Genomic DNA, 16122 nt, shown 5'->3' with positions numbered 1-16122 from the left:
GGTACGTCACGCTCTTCATCGCTGTCCGCATCAGGCGGGCGCGGCGCCACGGGGCGCCTTGCCCGCCGTCAAGGGTGACCATGTCAAACCTTCCAGCCGGTGCATCCGGGTCCCGGCCCACGCCCGGGCCCACCGCCGCGCCGCGCGCGCCCGGACGTCTCGGCGATGTCGTCTTCGGCCTGCTCGCCCGTTTCAGCGCGCTGCTTACGCTGGTGTTGCTGGGCGGCATCATCGTGGCCCTCGTCATCGAATCCTGGCCGACGCTGCACGCGTTCGGCTGGCATTTCCTGGTCACCAGCGAATGGGATCCGCCAGGTCTCAAATTCGGCGCGCTGGTGCCCATCTATGGCACGATCGTCACCTCCGTGATCGCGATGCTCATCGCCGTGCCGGTGAGCTTCGGCATCGCGCTCTTCCTTACCGAGCTGTCGCCCGTCTGGCTGCGCCGCCCGCTGGGCATCGCCATCGAACTGCTGGCCGCGATTCCGTCGATCGTCTACGGCATGTGGGGCCTGCTGGTGTTCTCGCCGCTCTTCGCCACCTGGTTCGAAGCCCCGTTGCAGGCAGCGCTGGGCCCCTTGCCGGTGATCGGGCCGCTGTTCCAGGGCGCGCCGATCGGCATCGGTCTGTTGTGCGCCGGCGTGATCCTCGCGATCATGATCATTCCCTATATCGCCGCGGTGATGCGCGACGTGTTCGAGGTCACGCCGGTGCTGTTGAAGGAGTCCGCCTACGGCATCGGCTGCACGACCTGGGAAGTGATGTGGCGGGTCGTCCTGCCTTATACGAAGACCGGCGTGATCGGCGGCGTGATGCTGGGCCTGGGCCGCGCGCTCGGCGAAACGATGGCGGTCACCTTCGTCATCGGCAATACCAATCTGCTGTCCGGCGTTTCGCTGTTCGCGCCGGGCAACAGCATCACGTCGGCGCTCGCCAACGAGTTCGCCGAGGCGGACCCGGGGTTGCATACGTCCGCGTTGATGGAGCTGGGCCTGATTCTCTTCGTCATCACGTTCATCGTGCTGGCGCTGTCCAAACTGATGCTGTTGCGCCTGAAGCGCGCCGAGGGCCGCACATGAACACGACGTGCCACGGCATCGTCCGGGATGCGCCGCGATGAGCCATCCATCGATGCGTCTCGGGCAAACGCGCGAACCGGACCGCGCGGCGGCCCTCAAACTGCGCATGCAGGCGCGGCGGCGGCGCACCAACGCCCTGGCCCTCGCACTGTCGCTCGCGGCGATGGCGTTCGGGCTGGTCTGGCTGCTGTGGATCCTCTACACCACCGTGCGGCTCGGCGTCGGCGGCCTGTCCTGGCATTTGTTCACCGCATCGACGCCGGCGCCGAACACCGCCGGCGGGGGGCTGGCCAATGCGATCGTCGGCAGTCTCGTGATGGTCGGCATGGCCACCGCGGTGGGTACGCCGCTGGGCGTGCTGGCCGGCGTATTCCTCGCCGAATACGGTCGCGGCAGCGTGCTGGCGACCATCACGCGCTTTCTGAACGACGTGCTGCTGTCGGCGCCGTCGATCGTCATCGGCCTCTTCGTCTACGCGGTGGTGGTGGCCACCACCGGGCGTTTCAGCGCGGCCGCCGGGGCGCTCTCGCTGGCCCTGCTGCAGATTCCGATCGTGATCCGCACCACCGAGAACATGCTGAATCTCGTGCCGATCGCACTGCGCGAGGCGTCGTTTGCGCTGGGCGTGCCCAAATGGAAGATGATCGCCTCGATCACGCTGAAGGGATCGATCGGCGGCATCGTCACCGGCGTGCTGCTGGGCATTGCGCGGATCGCGGGCGAGACCGCGCCGCTATTGTTCACGGCCCTGTCGAACCAGTTCTTCAGCCTCGACCTCGGGCAGCCGATGGCCAGCCTGCCGGTGACGATCTTCAAGTTCGCCATGAGCCCGTTCGCCGACTGGCAAAGCCTGGCCTGGGCGGGCGTGTTCCTGATCACGCTCGGCGTGCTGGTGCTCAACATCCTCGCACGCGTCATCGTGCGCAAGAAATAGGAAGATCGACGACCATGGACCGTTCCCCCGTCACCCTGCAGCCGCCGCACCGCGCCGAATCGCGCGATCAGCGCGATGCGCCGGCCGCGCCCGGCCGCGCGAAGATCCAGGTGCGCGACCTGAACTTCCATTACGGTGCGTTCCACGCGCTCAAGCACGTCGGTCTCGATATCCCGGAAAACAAGGTCACCGCGTTCATCGGTCCCTCGGGCTGCGGCAAGTCGACCCTGCTGCGCACCTTCAACCGGATGTACGCGCTCTATCCCGAGCAGCGCGCCACCGGCGAGATCCTGATGGACGGCGAGAATCTGCTGACGTCGACGCAGGATATTTCGCTGCTGCGCGCGCGCGTGGGCATGGTGTTCCAGAAGCCGACGCCGTTTCCGATGTCGATCTACGAGAACATCGCTTTCGGCGTGCGCATGTTCGAGAAGCTGAGCCGCGGCGAGATGGACGATCGCGTCGAATGGGCGCTCACCAAGGCCGCGCTCTGGAACGAGGTCAAGGACAAGCTGCAGCAAAGCGGCTATGGCCTCTCGGGCGGGCAGCAGCAGCGGCTGTGCATCGCGCGCGGTATCGCGGTGCGCCCGGAGGTGCTGCTGCTCGACGAGCCGTGCTCGGCGCTCGACCCGATCTCGACCGGCCGCATCGAGGAGCTGATCGCGGAATTGAAACACGATTACACCGTCGTGATCGTGACCCACAATATGCAGCAGGCTGCCCGCTGTTCCGATTACACCGCCTATATGTACCTGGGCGAATTGATCGAATTCGGCGATACGCAACGCATCTTCGTCAAGCCAGCGCGGCGCGAGACAGAGGATTACATCACTGGCCGATTCGGCTGACCGGACAAGAGGCGCACATGTCGGAAAAACATCTTTCAAGTCAGTTCGACACCGACCTGAACCTGCTGTGTTCGCGGGTGCTGGAAATGGGCGGCCTGGTGGAGTCGCAGATCGTCAACGCGATGGACGCGCTGAACCATTTCAACGAAGACGTGATCCGCCAGGTGATCGCCGTCGAGCGCCGCGTCAACGAGATGGAAGTGGAGATCGACGAGGACTGTAACAACGTCATCGCCCGGCGCCAGCCCGCGGCGCGGGATCTGCGTCTGCTGATGGCCATCTCCAAGGCGATCACCAATCTCGAACGCGCCGGCGACGAAGCGCAGAAGATCGCCAAGCGCACGCAGCGCATCATGAACGACGGCGCCGGTCGCGCGATCAACACCGCCGAGATCCGCGTGTCGGGCGAGCTCGCGGCGTCGATCCTGCACAACGCGCTGGACGCGTTCGCCCGGCTGGATATTGCCGCGGCGCTGCAGATCGTGCGCGACGACCGCGCGATCGACGACGAGTTCAACGCCTTCGTGCGCAAGCTCGCCACCTACATGATGGAGGATCCGCGCACGATTTCGGTCGGGCTCGATTATCTCTTCATCGCCAAGGCGATCGAACGCATCGGCGACCATGCGAAAAATATCGCCGAGCTGATCATCTACATCGTCAAGGGCACCGACGTGCGTCACATGCCCCGCGAGACGATGGAGCGCGAGGCGCTGAGCTGACAACCCTTTCGACCGGGAGCCGCGACGATGCGCGCCAGTATTCTTGTGGTGGAAGACGAACCGTCGATCTCCGAACTGATCGCGGTCAACCTGAAACATGCCGGCCACGATGCGATCCGGGCCTATGATGCCGAGCAGGCGCAGCGCCTGATCGGCGAGGTGCTGCCCGATCTGATCCTGCTCGACTGGATGCTGCCCGGGAAATCCGGCATGGCCTTCGCGAAGGAGCTGCGCGCGAACGAACGCACGCGCGATATCCCGCTGATCATGCTGACCGCGCGCGGCGAGGAAAGCGACAAGGTCGCGGCGCTCGAGACCGGCGCCGACGATTACGTCACGAAGCCCTTTTCGCCGAAAGAGCTGATGGCGCGGATCAAGGCCGTCCTGCGCCGGCGCGCGCCGCAGCTCACCGAGGACGCCGTCGCGATCAACGGCCTGCTGCTCGACCCGGCCACGCACCGCGTGCGCACCGAGGGAGCCGACGAGGTCCGCCTGGAACTGGGTCCGACCGAATTCCGTCTGCTGCACTTTCTGATGACGCACCCCGAGCGCGTGCACAGCCGCACGCAGCTGCTGGACCGGGTCTGGGGCGATCATGTGTTCGTCGAGGAACGCACCGTCGACGTGCACATCAAGCGCCTGCGCGCGGCGCTGAAGCCGGCCGGCCATGACCTGATGATCGAAACCGTGCGCGGCAGCGGCTACCGGCTGGCCAGAACGCCGACTGCCGCCGCGGCATGACGGCTGCGTCATGAACGCCATCTGGATACGTTCGCTCATCTCGCTCGTGATGCTGGCGGTCCTGTCCGTGCTGATCGGCACGCTGTATCGCCGCGATGTGGGGCTGGCGACCGCGGTGGCCGGCCTGCTGGTTCACTGGCTGCTGACCACCTACCACACGCAGCGTCTGTGGCGTGTGCTCGATGCCCCCATGTACGGCGATGTGCCGAGCGCGGCCGGCATCTGGGGCGAGATCTATTACCGCCTCTACCGGCTCGCGAAACGCTGGCACGCCCAGGTGCGCGACGTCGAAGTGCAGCACGAGCGCTTCATCGACGCGATCCAGGTCTCGCCGAACGGCATCATCATGCTCGACGACGAGCACCGTATCGTCTGGTGCAACGCCAACGCCGAGCGCCAGTTCGGCCTCGACGCCAAGCGCGATCTGGGACAGCACATCACCCATCTGATCCGGCATCCGGCCTTCATCCGCTATCTCGGGTCGTCGCGCGAAGGCACCGATCTGCGCATGAGCGGCATGGGTCGAAAATTCCACAAGGTGCTGTCGGTGCAGGTGTTTCCGTACGGCGACAGCCGCAAGATGGTGATCTCGAACGACGTCACCAAGCTCGAACGAACCGATGCGATGCGACGCGATTTCGTCGCGAACGTTTCGCACGAGCTGAAGACGCCGCTGACCGTGCTGGCCGGCTTCCTGGAAACGGTGCGGGAACTGCCGCTCGCCGACGAAGAACGCATGCGCTACCTGGGGCTGATGGATCAGCAGTCGAAACGGATGGAGCACATCGTCAGCGATCTGCTGGTGCTCGCGCACATCGAGGCCGACCCCAAGGCGCCGGGCGATGCCCCGGTCGACATCGCCCGGCTGATGCGGCATCTGCGCGACGAGGCGCTGGGCCTGTCGGCCGAGCGGCACGCCATTTCCTTCACGATCGAAGCCGGGCTGAGCGTCACCGGCGCGGAGGGCGAACTCGCCAGCGCCTTCGGCAACCTCCTGACCAATGCGGTGCGCTATACGCCCGTGGGGGGCGAGATCCACGTCCGCTGGTGGACGGAGGAGGGCGGCGCGGTGTTTTCCGTCAGCGACGACGGCATCGGCATTCCGGTCGAACACATTCCGCGGCTGACCGAGCGTTTCTACCGGGTGGACCGCAGCCGCTCGCGGGACACGGGCGGGACCGGCCTCGGTCTCGCGATCGTCAAGCATGTGCTGCAGCGGCATGAAGCGCGCCTGAGCATTCGGAGCCAGGTGGACCGGGGCAGCACCTTCACGATCCATTTCCCGCCGCACCGCAGCGTGCCGGCACGGGCCGTCGACGCGCACGCATCGGCGGCCTGAACGCCTGCGGAACGCCTACAGGCAGAACTTCTGCAGCAGACCCATCTGCGCATTGCGCGAAGTCTTGCCGGGCCGCCGGCGCCGGTATTCGCCGTCGCTGTGCATGACCCAGGCGGTCTGGTTGTCGCCCAGGTAGGTCGACAGACCTTCGGCAATGACGCGCCGTTTGAGGCGGCGGTCGAGGATCGGGAAGGCCACTTCCACACGGCGGAAGAAATTCCGGTCCATCCAGTCCGCGCTCGACAGATAGACGTCTTCGGCGCCGTTCGCGTGGAAATAGAAGATCCGGTGATGCTCGAGGAAGCGGCCGATGATCGAGCGCACCGTGATGTTTTCCGACAGCCCTTCGACGCCCGGCTTCAACGAGCAGACGCCGCGCACGATCAGATCGATCTTCACACCGGCGCTCGACGCCTCGTACAGCGCGGCGATGACGCTGGGTTCGAGCAGTGCGTTCATCTTGGCGACGATACGCGCCTTGCGTCCCGCACGCGCGTGGTCCGCCTCGCGGGCGATCGCCGCGATCAGCTTCGCGTGCAGCGTGAACGGCGACTGCCAGAGATAATTCAGCGACAGCTCGCCGTTGATCCCGGTCAGTTGCTGGAAGACGTGGTGCACGTCCTCGCAGATGCCGGTGTGGCTGGTCATCAGGCCGAAATCGCTGTACAGGCGGGCGGTTTTCGCATGATAGTTGCCGGTGCCGAGGTGCACGTAGCGGCGCAGCGTGGCCTGTCCCGCATGCGTGGCGCGCCGCACGATCAGCATCATCTTCGCGTGACACTTGTGGCCCACCACGCCATAGACCACGTGCGCACCGGCGGATTCCAGCCGCTCGGCCCAGTTGATATTGGTTTCCTCGTCGAAACGCGCCAGCAGCTCGACGACGACCGTGACCGCCTTGCCGTTGCGCACCGCCAGCATCAGCGCGTCCATCAGCGCGGAATCGCTGCCGGTGCGGTAGATCGTCTGCTTGATGGCCACCACGTGGGGATCCTTGGCGGCTTGGAGCAGCAGTTCCAGCACCGGCTGAAAGCTCTCGTACGGATGATGCAGCAGGATGTCGCCGTGGTCGATCGCATCGAACATGGTGGCGGTGGGCGGCGCGAGTTGCGGCACCGCCGGCAGGTGCGGCACGAACTTCAGGTCCGGACGGTCGACCATATCGGGCAGGGACATCAGGCGCACCAGGTTGACCGAGCCGTCGACGCGGTAGCAATCACGCTCCGTCAGGCCCGATTCCTCGCGCAGGCGGCGCATCAGGTCCACCGGCGTTTCGGCCGATACCTCGAGCCGCACCGGGCTGCCGAAATGTCGCGCCGGCAGTTCGCCGCGCAGCGCCATGCGCAGGTCCGTGATCTCGTCGTCGTCGACGAACAGTTCGCTGTTGCGGGTGACGCGGAACTGATTGCAGCTGATCAGGTGCAGACCCGGGAACAGTTCGCCGACGAAGCGCTGCATGAAGGCGCTGAGCAGAACGAAGCCGTACGGATAGCCCGACAGTTCCGCCGGCATGCGCACGAGGCGCGGCAGCACCCGCGGCGCCTGGACGATGCCGAGCACCGCGTCCCGGCCGAACGCGTCCTTGCCGGAAAGCTCCACCGCGAAATTCAGGCTCTTGTTCAGTACCCGGGGAAACGGATGCGCCGGATCCAGGCCGATCGGCGTGAGGACCGGCAGCAGCTGCGTGTTGAAGTACTGGTGCGCCCAGGCCAGTTGTTCGGCGTTCCATGATTCCGCGTTATGGAACACCACGCCCTCGTGTTCGAGCGCCGGCAGCACCGTCTCGTGCAGCATCGCGTACTGCCGCTGCACCAGGCGATGGGCACGTTCTGCGATCACCGTATAGGCCTGCTGCATCGACATGCCGTCGGGCGTCAGCAAGCCGGGCGTGTCCCGCATCTCCTCCTGCAGCCCGGCGATGCGGACTTCGAAGAATTCGTCGAGGTTGCTGCTGGTGATGCAGATGAAGCGCAGCCGTTCGAGCAGCGGCATCGCCGGGTCCGCCGCCTGTGCCAGCACGCGTTCGTTGAACGCGAGGATGCCCAGTTCGCGATTGAGCAGCGGATGCCGCACGGGTCCGCGGCGCACGCGCACGCCGGTCGCCAGCACCGCCGGGCGCAGCGTGGCCGCGGAATCGTCGTAAGGGGGAATCGATGGGTCGTTGGGTGCCATAAATGGTTTATTCGATGCGACGCGGTGATTGGCGATGGACCCTGTCCATCATCACACAATATAGTGACGTGTTCGTGACGGCCGGCACCATGGGTACGACCCGCAAAACCGGGGCGCGCCGGCAGATGAGCAGGGGCGCTTTTAACATGGGACAATCCGGACGGGCGACGGCGCGGTCTCCGATCGCCGTCCACGGGTCAAAGCAAGCAGACGGGAAGCAAAAACCATGGTGGAAACTCCAAAATTACTCGCGGCGGTAGACCTCGGATCGAACAGCTTCCGGCTGATCGTCGGGCGGGTCGAGGAAACCGCGGCGGGGCACCACATCCAGCAGATCGACGCGATGCGCGATCCGGTGCGCCTGGGCGCCGGGCTGGGCGAGGACAAGCATCTCGACGAGGCCGCGCAACTGCGGGGGCTGGCCGCGCTAGAGCGCTTCGGTGAACGGCTGCGGGACTTCCACCCCGACCGCGTGCGTGCGGTCGCCACCAATACCCTACGGGTAGCAAGGAACGCGCCGGAGTTCCTCGAGCGCGCGCACCGCGCCCTCGGTTTCCCGGTCGAGGTGATCGCCGGGCGGGAGGAGGCGCGCCTCATCTACGCGGGCGCCGCGCATACCGTGCCGCCGATCGACGGCCGGCGGCTGGTGGTGGACATCGGCGGCGGCTCGACCGAGTTCATCATCGGCGCCGGCTATCAGCCCTTGCTGCTCGAGAGCCTGTACATCGGCTGCGTCAGTCACAGCCTGCGTTTCTTTCCCGAAGGCGCGATCACCGAGCAGGGCATGCGGCAGGCGGTGCTGGCCGCGCGCCGCAGCATCGAGATCATCGCCGGCCAATACCGTGAACTGGGCTGGGAGCAGTCGATCGGCTCCTCGGGCACCGCGCGTGCGCTTGCCGAACTGATCGAGGACAACGGCTTCAATGACCCCGATGTGGCGCACGGCATCACGCGCAGCGGCCTGGACAAGCTGCGCCGCGCGCTGGTGAAGGCCGGCAGCGCTCAGGCTTCCAAACTCGTCGGGCTCAAGCCCGACCGGATTCCGGTGCTGCCGGGTGGTCTGTCGATCATGATCGGCGTGTTCGACGAACTCGGCATCGATTATGCCGACATCACCGACGGCGCATTGCGTCTCGGCGTCCTGTACGACCTGATGGGGCGCTCGTCGCGGCAGGACATGCGCGCGGTGACCGTCGAGGGTTTCATGCAGCGCTATTCGGTGGAGCGCAAGCAGGCCGAGCGTATCGGCGCGCTGGCCGTCAGCCTGTACCGGCAACTCGACGCACGCGACGATGCAGCGCGCGAGGAGGGCGGCATGTTCCTCGCATGGGCGGCGGCGCTGCACGAAATCGGCCTGTCGATCGGCCATAGCGGCTATCACAAGCACTCGGCCTACATCGCCAGCAATGCCGACATGCCGGGTTTCTCGAAAACCGATCAGAGCCGTCTGGCCGCCTTGCTGATCGGCCATGTCGGCAAGCTCGGCAAATTCACGCATGCCGCGCACGTCGACTGGTCCTGGCTGTTCTGCCTGCGCACCGCCGTCCTGCTCTGCCGGCGGCGCGCCGACGTCGCGTTGCCGGACATCGCGGTGCGCGAAAGCCGGCACGGCTATGAGGTGACGCTGCCGCGTTCCTGGGCCGAAGCGAACCCGCTGACCGACTACAGCCTCGCGCAGGAAGCCAACGAATGGTCGCGCGTCGGCCGGGGTTACCGGATCGCGTACGCCGATCGCTGATCCGGTGGTGATTCGGTCTGACGCGACCCGGTCTGACGCGACCCGGTCGATCGCGACCCGGTCGATCGCGACCCGGTCGATCGCGACCCGGTCGATCGCGACCCGGTCGATCGCGACCCGGTTGGATCCTTGACGCGTCTGGCGATTCCGCCAATTGCGCGCCACGCACCGCCGGTTCCGATATCCGGCCGCCTCCGGTCGGGCACTTGCTTAGAGTAACGTTGTTCGCGGCGGGCAGCGCGCCGGTTTCGACGGCGCGACGCCCGCCATGTCCCAACCGATCCGAGGAAGCGCCATGGTCCAACTCTCCGGGGATAACCCCATCCGTTCGCTGTCGTGGGGCGCCGTTTTCGCGGGCGTCTTTGTCGCCGTTCCCACCTATCTCGCCCTCAGTCTGCTCGGCACCGCGCTGGGCGCGGCCGCCTTCGATCCCCTGCATTCGGTCAATCCCTTCAGCGGGATGGGCACGGGCGCCGCGCTTTGGCTCGCGTTCTCCATTCTGCTGGCGATCACCCTCGGTGCCTTCGTCGCGGGTCGCACCGCGCCGGACCATCCCGGCCTGCACGGGCTGCTGTCCTGGTCGGTGGCGACGTTGATGGGCATCACCTTGTTGATCTCGCTCGCCTCGACGATCGTCGGCGCGTCGGCCAGCGTCATCGGCAAGGGCGTGTCCGTTGCCGGTCAGGGTCTCGCCGCGGTGGCGCCGGCGACGGCGTCCGCCCTGCAGGCCGGCGCCAAACAGGCCGGCATCGATCTGCATCCCGATCACCTCAAGCATGAACTCGAGAAACTGCTCCGTCAGTCGGGCAAGGCGGAACTCGACCCGAAGCACCTCGACGCGGTGGCGCACGATGCGCTGAGCGACGCGGCGGCGAGCGCGGACCATAGCGCGGCGCAACCGCAGGCGGCCGGCGAAGACGCGAGCGACTGGCTGGAGCGCGTGAAGGCGGCAGCGCAGCCGATGCTCGACGCCGCGGACCGCGACGCGCTGGTGAACATCATTGTCGGACGCACCGGCCATTCCCGCGCCGAGGCCGAGAAGATCGCCGATAACTACGCGACGACATATGCCGAAACGCGTGTGAAGGCCGGGCAGGCGATACAGTCGATGGAAGACAGCGCGCGTCAGGGTGCCGACGTGGCGGCGAGCGTGGTATCGAAAGGCTCGTGGATGGCGCTGCTGGTGTTGATGCTGGGCGCGATGGTCGGCTTCTTCGGCGGCCGGTTGGGGCGGCGCATGGCTGCCAGGACGATCGCCGGCACCGGCATGCTGTAAGCGTCGGAGGCGCAGCGCGGGGCGCTGCCGGTTCGTGGCGGTGCCGCATGCTGGCACCGTGCGGGAACGTCTCGCGTCAGGCGGCGGCCGATTTACCGGATCGGCCGCCGCGTTCCGTTGGCACGATGTGCAATACTGGGTGCGATGTTTCTCGCATGAAGCAGCGCCGGCCACGTTGTAACGCTTTCTTGTATTTTTGCCATGATGGGAAACGGCCATGGTTCATCAAGGTGCCGGAGCAGTAATGGCATGCCGGTCGTTGTAGGTATTTCAATCGCGCGGACAAGTTGAAAAAGCTTTTTCCATCGAGAAAATCTGCATACAAAGCCTGGACTCCCAAAATTGTTCAAGGTCTGCTATTGCTTGACTGGTCAAATCTCGTCGCGGCCGCGTTGTGCTCCCTCGCGCGCGCTTTTCCGCTGCCGCCGCTTCTTTGGCAGACAGGCCGGTAGATTCTCCGGCGCATAAAGCAAATCCATCGAGATCGATCACGCGGCCGACACCACCATATTTATGCGCGTAAAGGAAGGCTAGAGCGTGTTATGCACTTTGCATAATCGGAATGGCGTGGGCAAGCATAAGTATGGCGAAGACAACGAAATGCAGACCTGCCAAGGTTTCTGGCAGTCGCTCATAATCGCGGGCTAGCCGACGAAATCGATTGGCCCACCCGAAGCTGTGCTCGACCACCCAACGTCGGGGCAGCAATACAAAGCCTTTGCGCGCTTCGGGTAACTCGATGATCTGCAAGTCTATGCCCTCATCGCTGGCCGCCTGAGCCGGCTCCGCGCCCGTGTAGCCTTGGTCCGCGTGGGCCAGCCGAACGGTTTGACCACTGACCTGTTGAACTTGACGAGACAGTTTCTGGACTTGCAAGCGCTCTTGCTCGTTGGCTGGCGTGACATGCACAGCCAATAAATGCCCAAGTGTATCAACGGCCATATGGACCTTGCTGCCCCGTTTGCGTTTGGTACCCGTCGTAGCCGGCACACGGACCGCTCTTACAGGTCGATTGCAAGGTGCGGCCACCGACTGAGGTGTACGTGCGTCCGGATGCGGCAACGAATTCATCTGCCGCGACCGAAACAGGCTCCCTTAGCCGTAGAAATCGTTGTCAGCCATATCCTGTCGGGTAAGGCGCATCGGATTCGCGTTGGCATAGCGGTCGTGCTCCGCCGGCGTCACATGCCAGAAAGCGTCGTTCGGGGTATCGGCCTTGCTTTGCAGTTCTTGATACCACGCCATTCCCGCCAGGAAAGTCGGCACGACAGTATCGGAATTGAGCGAGGGTTTGGCCTGCTTCGCCTCCATATCCTTTCCTGCGAGCACGGCCATGTCCTTGGCATACGTTCTCAAAAACTCGGAGCGTGAAGCAGAGGGAATGCGGTGCAGATTTGCCTTGACCATGTAATGCCACGGCCTCTCGCCCATTTCGTTCGGCTGATACAGACGCTTGTGCTCGACCGCTTCCAAAAGATCGGGCAGCAATTTGGAATCCGTCTGCGCGCCGATCATGGCGTGGCCCACGTACTCATGGAAATAGCAATAGAGCGCCCGTCCCGCTCCGTCATTCGTCGTGACGTCTTGCGCGTAAGGCAGGGTGATCGCGGCTACCAACTTGTTATCGATGGAGATGTCCAAACCCGTCGTTCCTTCCGCCTCGGGCTCATATTCATGGAAATCGGGATCCATCGTAACCGAAACGTACATATCCGGCGGAAACCATGGCGCGCCGTGCTGCAGATTCTGCATGACAGGCTTCAGGGAATCGGGAACACCGTGAAACTCCAGGGGCGGCGTCACGACCATATCACTCTCCCTGAACGGCTGTCGATCGCCAAACCTATCTCGATCGATGTTCTCGTTGGTGATCGACGGTGATCGAGGGGCCGCAGGGGCATAAGACTGTGACGAAGCCGGCATGTGTCGAATGCTCGACCCCACGGGACGGCGAAGCGGAACATGGGCCGGGCCGGACGGTGAAGCGGACGCGTCATTGGCGCGCGCCGGCGACGACATATTGGCCTGACGGGATGGCAATCCTCCCAGCTCGGAAGGGACGGCGCCCAATCGCCGAGCGCCAGGCAAACGGGACGACCCAGGAGCGCCGGGGGATAAAGCGGGATTCGCGCTCGCGGGGTCCTCCGTTGGTTCCGGCTGGGAAAGCGTTCGCGTGTTCCAATTCGTCTGCATTGTATCGGTCGTCCAGTCAAAAATCGGGTCGCCTTGTTCCACGCCACATCGAGCGCGCGGAACACCAACCATGCTTTTATGCCGCCCACGTCGCGCAGGCGAACAGCAAGACGAAAACATTGTGCCGAAAAGGAACAAAACCGGTTTCATTGCACATTCCTCAAGACTGTTTTGTCCGAACCATCCCTGCATGGATCGATCCCATTCGTACAATCCGGCTCGGCATATCAGTCCTTCCCAAACGGCACACGTGCCACGGACAAGAACATAAAGAAAATCTTCATGGGAACGGGAATAAATCCTAATCCCTTAGCCCGCAGCAAGTTCGGCGTGGAGTGACGTATTGTCATGAACATGCGCGGCGTGCCGATGGCAATTGCTATTTTCAGCAGTACCGCCGGCATTGGCTCGGTAGGGTTCGATCGTTTGATCGATACAGTTTCTGCGGTGCCTAGCCTGGACGGCCGGCCAAAGAAACAATTGACTAATAGCGTACGGAAAAAACTGCGACTGTGAGCACTGCCGCAAATGTCTCGAACAGCAAGGCATTACGGCACGCATCGCTTGCAGAAGCATTGGAAGCGAAGAGAGCCTCGGCCCCCATCGCTGGATTTTCAAGATTGCAGCTCTGTACTTTTGGTGGGGTGTCGGCGTGCGTTGGGTCGAGTGGCACCGCAACTATTAGAACATCGTACGAGCAGGCGAGATGGGAGAAAGGCCATACGCCCAGACGCGGTAAGCGGGGCGCATCTTGGCAGCACCAAACTTGCGCAAGTTAGATTGAGATAACTGGCGCCAAGTTAGATGAAAGGCCTACCGCCAGACAGCGGCAAGCCTTTGATTTTCTTGGTCGGAGCGAAAGGATTCGAACCTTCGACCCTTTGGTCCCAAAGAAGATTTATTCTTCTTATACATCAAAGACTTGAGTAGCTTCCTCTAACTTTGCTAGCAAAATTCAACTGCGAAAAACACCTGTAGAACCGTAAGCGCCCGGCGATCCCATCTTGACGCCAACTTCAAGCCGCTGTGGGCGTCCAATTATGCGGCAGCAATTCATCGATATTGCGTGCGAGATGCGTAGGCAGCCGCGTGAGGACGTCTTTGAGGTAGACGTAGGGGTCATGCCCGTTGAGCTTGGCCGACTGGATCAGACTCATGATCGCCGCCGCCCGTTTGCCCGCGCGCAGGGACCCTGCAAATAGCCAGTTCTTGCGCCCGACGGCCACCGGACGGATTTGGTTTTCCGCCCAGTTATTGTCGATCGGCACCTCGGGGTCCTCNATCGACGGCCCGCTGTTCGAGGACTTGGGGTAGTGCCTTCGCGCTGTCGATTTCCTTGATCCAGCGCCGCAGCACGTTTGGATTCATGCCATGCGAAACCGCCACCGCTGAGCAGGAGACGCCGGGTTGCCGGCATTGCTCAATGAGTTCGGCTCTGAATGACGCACTGTATGTGCGGCGCGTGCGCCCCCTGGGCGCTTCTTCGGCAATAGTGTGCACGTGTCCGCTTCCTGATCGTGGACACGTATGCTCTTACGCCTTCGAGCGTGATGCCAGATGGGATCACTGGCCGCTTACGTAGAACCCGCGTCTCACGTTCGAAGTTAGATGGAAAATTACCACCGAGAATGACGACACGTTGTGAATTTCGTTGCGAATATTGCATTTAATGCGTCTGTTGCACGTGATACGCAGATGCGGCAAAATGATGATCGAAGGAGATTTTCATGACGATTTCATCACCTGAGCGCATCGTGCTGTCCGACGACGAAGCGACCCTGCTCGCACAGGCTAGCCGTCTCATGGGAGAAGCCCTGGATCGGCCTCATGCGCCGCGCGTCGCGCTGGTCAATGAAGACAACGACGGGGACATCTCACGTATCGAAGTACCTCCGACCACGTTGCGGGCGCTGTCCCGCATCCTTGCGATGATGGCGAAACAGCAAGTGTTCGTCATGGTGCCGGAACACACCGAACTGACAACAAAGCAAGCTGCCGAGATATTGGGCGTGTCTCGGCCTTATCTGATTTCCCGTCTCGAGGCAGGCGATTTGGATTATCGGAAGGTGGGCCGGCACCGCCGCATCAGAATGGACGATATCCAGCGCTTCAAACATGCGATGCAGGTCGCCCGCAAGAGCGCTCTGGATGAGTTGGTCGCGACCAGTGAGGACATCGGGGGGTATGACCTGTAATGGTGTCGTTCGACCGGCTCGCTGCTGTGCTGGATGCCTGCGTCCTGGTCCCGATGATCGTCAGGGACGTCCTGTTGACGCTGGCTGACCACGAATTTTTCAATCCTCGCTGGTCGCAAACGATTCACGATGAGTGGACACGTAATCTAAATGCGTATCGAATGGTTGCTGATGGTAACAGCGACGCCAGCGGCCAGATTGCAAAGATTCGTGCAACGATGGATTCAGCATTTCCGGACGCACTGGTGGTATGCGAACTGCCGGAATTGGCGAATCTAACCCCAGTCGATCCAAAGGATCGCCATGTCGTAATGACTGCGCTGGCCGCGAAAGCCGATGCGATCATCACGTTCAATACGAAGGATTTTGCCGCAGACCATGTGAGAACGCATTTCGGGATCGATATCATCCACCCGGATGATTTTGCTCTCGATTTGATCGATCTCAACGAGAAACGAGCCATTGCCGCTCTCAAGGAACTGCGAAAGCGAAAGTGTCGGCCTTCTTGGACCGTGGAAGACTTGGTGGAGCGTTTGCGGAAAAGCCGGATGCCGCAAATGGCGTTATGGCTTGAAGCGGGGGATGTCCGGCCGTTGCTCTAATTGATACAGCCAGAGCGACCCAACAGGTATCTAACCTAAGTTAGATGAAAGGCCTACCGCCAAACAGCGGTAAGCCTTTGAATTTCTTGGTCGGAGCGAAAGGATTCGAACCTTCGACCCTCTGGTCCCAAACCAGATGCGCTACCAGGCTGCGCTACGCTCCGAAGAAGCCGTGATTCTATGCAGCCAGCTTCCGGGAGTCAATCAACTTCGGTGCTTGCCGTCAATTAGTACGCATCGGTCGACGTGCTGCGCCGGCGCAGCCGTGTCCGGCAGGCGGCGG

15 protein-coding genes, 1 tRNA gene and 2 pseudogenes are annotated in these 16122 nt (G+C 63.1%); 11 read left to right on the top strand and 7 right to left on the bottom strand.

Features of this window, described 5'->3' with window-relative positions:
- Window positions 1–80: 80 nt before the first annotated feature.
- From pstC to phoR, 6 genes are read left to right on the top strand one after another with little or no spacing between them, the layout of a single operon-like run.
- Window positions 81–1079, top strand: coding sequence for a phosphate ABC transporter permease PstC (pstC, locus tag OVY01_RS15015; protein WP_267848393.1), 999 nt, complete (start codon window positions 81–83; stop codon window positions 1077–1079).
- A 52-nt stretch (window positions 1080–1131) separates the two neighbouring features.
- Window positions 1132–2013 carry a phosphate ABC transporter permease PstA gene (gene pstA / locus OVY01_RS15010; RefSeq protein ID WP_432422260.1) on the top strand — a complete coding sequence of 294 codons (882 nt, stop codon included), beginning with the start codon at window positions 1132–1134 and terminating at the stop codon, window positions 2011–2013.
- A gap of 14 nt (window positions 2014–2027) precedes the next feature.
- Window positions 2028–2861 (top strand): phosphate ABC transporter ATP-binding protein PstB, encoded by an 834-nt coding sequence (pstB, locus tag OVY01_RS15005; RefSeq protein ID WP_267848391.1) that lies wholly within the window; start codon window positions 2028–2030, stop codon window positions 2859–2861.
- Window positions 2862–2878: 17 nt separating this feature from the next.
- Entirely contained in the window at window positions 2879–3583 is a 705-nt protein-coding gene (gene phoU, locus OVY01_RS15000; protein ID WP_267848390.1) for a phosphate signaling complex protein PhoU, read from the top strand.
- Window positions 3584–3610: 27 nt separating this feature from the next.
- On the top strand, window positions 3611–4324 hold the full coding sequence (gene phoB, locus OVY01_RS14995) for a phosphate regulon transcriptional regulator PhoB (protein ID WP_267848389.1): 714 nt from the start codon (window positions 3611–3613) through the stop codon (window positions 4322–4324).
- Window positions 4325–4334: 10 nt separating this feature from the next.
- Complete coding sequence (gene phoR / locus OVY01_RS14990) at window positions 4335–5663, top strand: phosphate regulon sensor histidine kinase PhoR (protein ID WP_267848388.1); 1329 nt, start codon at window positions 4335–4337, stop codon at window positions 5661–5663.
- A 15-nt stretch (window positions 5664–5678) separates the two neighbouring features.
- On the opposite strand, the gene ppk1 is transcribed toward phoR, so the two are convergent.
- Window positions 5679–7835, bottom strand: a complete 2157-nt coding sequence (ppk1, locus tag OVY01_RS14985; protein ID WP_267848387.1) for a polyphosphate kinase 1 — start codon at window positions 7833–7835, stop codon at window positions 5679–5681.
- Window positions 7836–8061: 226 nt separating this feature from the next.
- Between ppk1 and OVY01_RS14980 the strand changes: the two genes are divergently transcribed.
- On the top strand, window positions 8062–9573 hold the full coding sequence (locus OVY01_RS14980) for a Ppx/GppA phosphatase family protein (RefSeq protein WP_267848386.1): 1512 nt from the start codon (window positions 8062–8064) through the stop codon (window positions 9571–9573).
- 295 nt (window positions 9574–9868) lie between these two features.
- On the top strand, window positions 9869–10849 hold the full coding sequence (locus tag OVY01_RS14975; protein WP_267848385.1) for a hypothetical protein: 981 nt from the start codon (window positions 9869–9871) through the stop codon (window positions 10847–10849).
- Between the two features lie 270 nt (window positions 10850–11119).
- Here the strand turns inward: OVY01_RS14975 and OVY01_RS14970 are convergent, their stop codons facing one another.
- The 3 genes and pseudogenes from OVY01_RS14970 to OVY01_RS14960 all read right to left on the bottom strand — a co-directional run bounded on the left by OVY01_RS14970 (window position 11120) and on the right by OVY01_RS14960 (window position 12658).
- Window positions 11120–11341 (bottom strand): hypothetical protein, encoded by a 222-nt coding sequence (locus OVY01_RS14970; RefSeq protein WP_267848384.1) that lies wholly within the window; start codon window positions 11339–11341, stop codon window positions 11120–11122.
- 48 nt (window positions 11342–11389) lie between these two features.
- A pseudogene (locus tag OVY01_RS14965) lies at window positions 11390–11876 on the bottom strand (transposase); the annotation flags it as partial.
- 68 nt (window positions 11877–11944) lie between these two features.
- Window positions 11945–12658, bottom strand: coding sequence for a hypothetical protein (locus OVY01_RS14960; RefSeq protein ID WP_267848383.1), 714 nt, complete (start codon window positions 12656–12658; stop codon window positions 11945–11947).
- Window positions 12659–13390: 732 nt separating this feature from the next.
- On the opposite strand from OVY01_RS14960, the gene OVY01_RS14955 reads away from it, so the two are divergent.
- Window positions 13391–13558 carry a hypothetical protein gene (locus tag OVY01_RS14955; protein WP_267848382.1) on the top strand — a complete coding sequence of 56 codons (168 nt, stop codon included), beginning with the start codon at window positions 13391–13393 and terminating at the stop codon, window positions 13556–13558.
- A gap of 500 nt (window positions 13559–14058) precedes the next feature.
- Here OVY01_RS14955 and OVY01_RS14950 read toward each other — a convergent pair.
- Window positions 14059–14322, bottom strand: a pseudogene (locus OVY01_RS14950) (transposase domain-containing protein); the annotation flags it as partial.
- On the bottom strand, window positions 14294–14542 hold the full coding sequence (locus tag OVY01_RS14945; RefSeq protein WP_267848381.1) for a transposase: 249 nt from the start codon (window positions 14540–14542) through the stop codon (window positions 14294–14296). The gene OVY01_RS14945 and the pseudogene OVY01_RS14950, both read right to left, overlap by 29 nt.
- A gap of 227 nt (window positions 14543–14769) precedes the next feature.
- Between OVY01_RS14945 and OVY01_RS14940 the strand changes: the two genes are divergently transcribed.
- Both OVY01_RS14940 and OVY01_RS14935 read left to right on the top strand, forming a co-directional pair.
- Entirely contained in the window at window positions 14770–15237 is a 468-nt protein-coding gene (locus tag OVY01_RS14940) for a helix-turn-helix domain-containing protein (RefSeq protein ID WP_267848380.1), read from the top strand.
- A complete protein-coding gene (locus OVY01_RS14935) occupies window positions 15237–15839 on the top strand; it encodes a PIN domain-containing protein (RefSeq protein ID WP_267848379.1) in 603 nt (200 codons plus the stop codon). The genes OVY01_RS14940 and OVY01_RS14935 overlap by 1 nt, the downstream gene beginning before the upstream one ends.
- 87 nt (window positions 15840–15926) lie before the next feature.
- Here OVY01_RS14935 and OVY01_RS14930 read toward each other — a convergent pair.
- A tRNA-Pro gene (locus OVY01_RS14930) sits at window positions 15927–16003 on the bottom strand.
- Window positions 16004–16122 lie beyond the last annotated feature (119 nt).

Origin of the sequence: Robbsia betulipollinis (assembly GCF_026624755.1) — a bacterium.
Lineage (GTDB): Bacteria > Pseudomonadota > Gammaproteobacteria > Burkholderiales > Burkholderiaceae > Robbsia > Robbsia betulipollinis.
This window is presented reverse-complemented; position numbering and strand designations above follow the sequence as displayed.

Coding starts and splice junctions, on each gene's coding strand:
- pstC (WP_267848393.1), top strand. CDS start 81: ATGTCAAACCTTCCAGCCGGTGCATCCGGGTCCCGGCCCACGCCCGGG.
- pstA (WP_432422260.1), top strand. CDS start 1,132: ATGCGTCTCGGGCAAACGCGCGAACCGGACCGCGCGGCGGCCCTCAAA.
- pstB (WP_267848391.1), top strand. CDS start 2,028: ATGGACCGTTCCCCCGTCACCCTGCAGCCGCCGCACCGCGCCGAATCG.
- phoU (WP_267848390.1), top strand. CDS start 2,879: ATGTCGGAAAAACATCTTTCAAGTCAGTTCGACACCGACCTGAACCTG.
- phoB (WP_267848389.1), top strand. CDS start 3,611: ATGCGCGCCAGTATTCTTGTGGTGGAAGACGAACCGTCGATCTCCGAA.
- phoR (WP_267848388.1), top strand. CDS start 4,335: ATGAACGCCATCTGGATACGTTCGCTCATCTCGCTCGTGATGCTGGCG.
- ppk1 (WP_267848387.1), bottom strand. CDS start 7,835: ATGGCACCCAACGACCCATCGATTCCCCCTTACGACGATTCCGCGGCC.
- OVY01_RS14980 (WP_267848386.1), top strand. CDS start 8,062: ATGGTGGAAACTCCAAAATTACTCGCGGCGGTAGACCTCGGATCGAAC.
- OVY01_RS14975 (WP_267848385.1), top strand. CDS start 9,869: ATGGTCCAACTCTCCGGGGATAACCCCATCCGTTCGCTGTCGTGGGGC.
- OVY01_RS14960 (WP_267848383.1), bottom strand. CDS start 12,658: ATGGTCGTGACGCCGCCCCTGGAGTTTCACGGTGTTCCCGATTCCCTG.
- OVY01_RS14955 (WP_267848382.1), top strand. CDS start 13,391: ATGAACATGCGCGGCGTGCCGATGGCAATTGCTATTTTCAGCAGTACC.
- OVY01_RS14940 (WP_267848380.1), top strand. CDS start 14,770: ATGACGATTTCATCACCTGAGCGCATCGTGCTGTCCGACGACGAAGCG.
- OVY01_RS14935 (WP_267848379.1), top strand. CDS start 15,237: ATGGTGTCGTTCGACCGGCTCGCTGCTGTGCTGGATGCCTGCGTCCTG.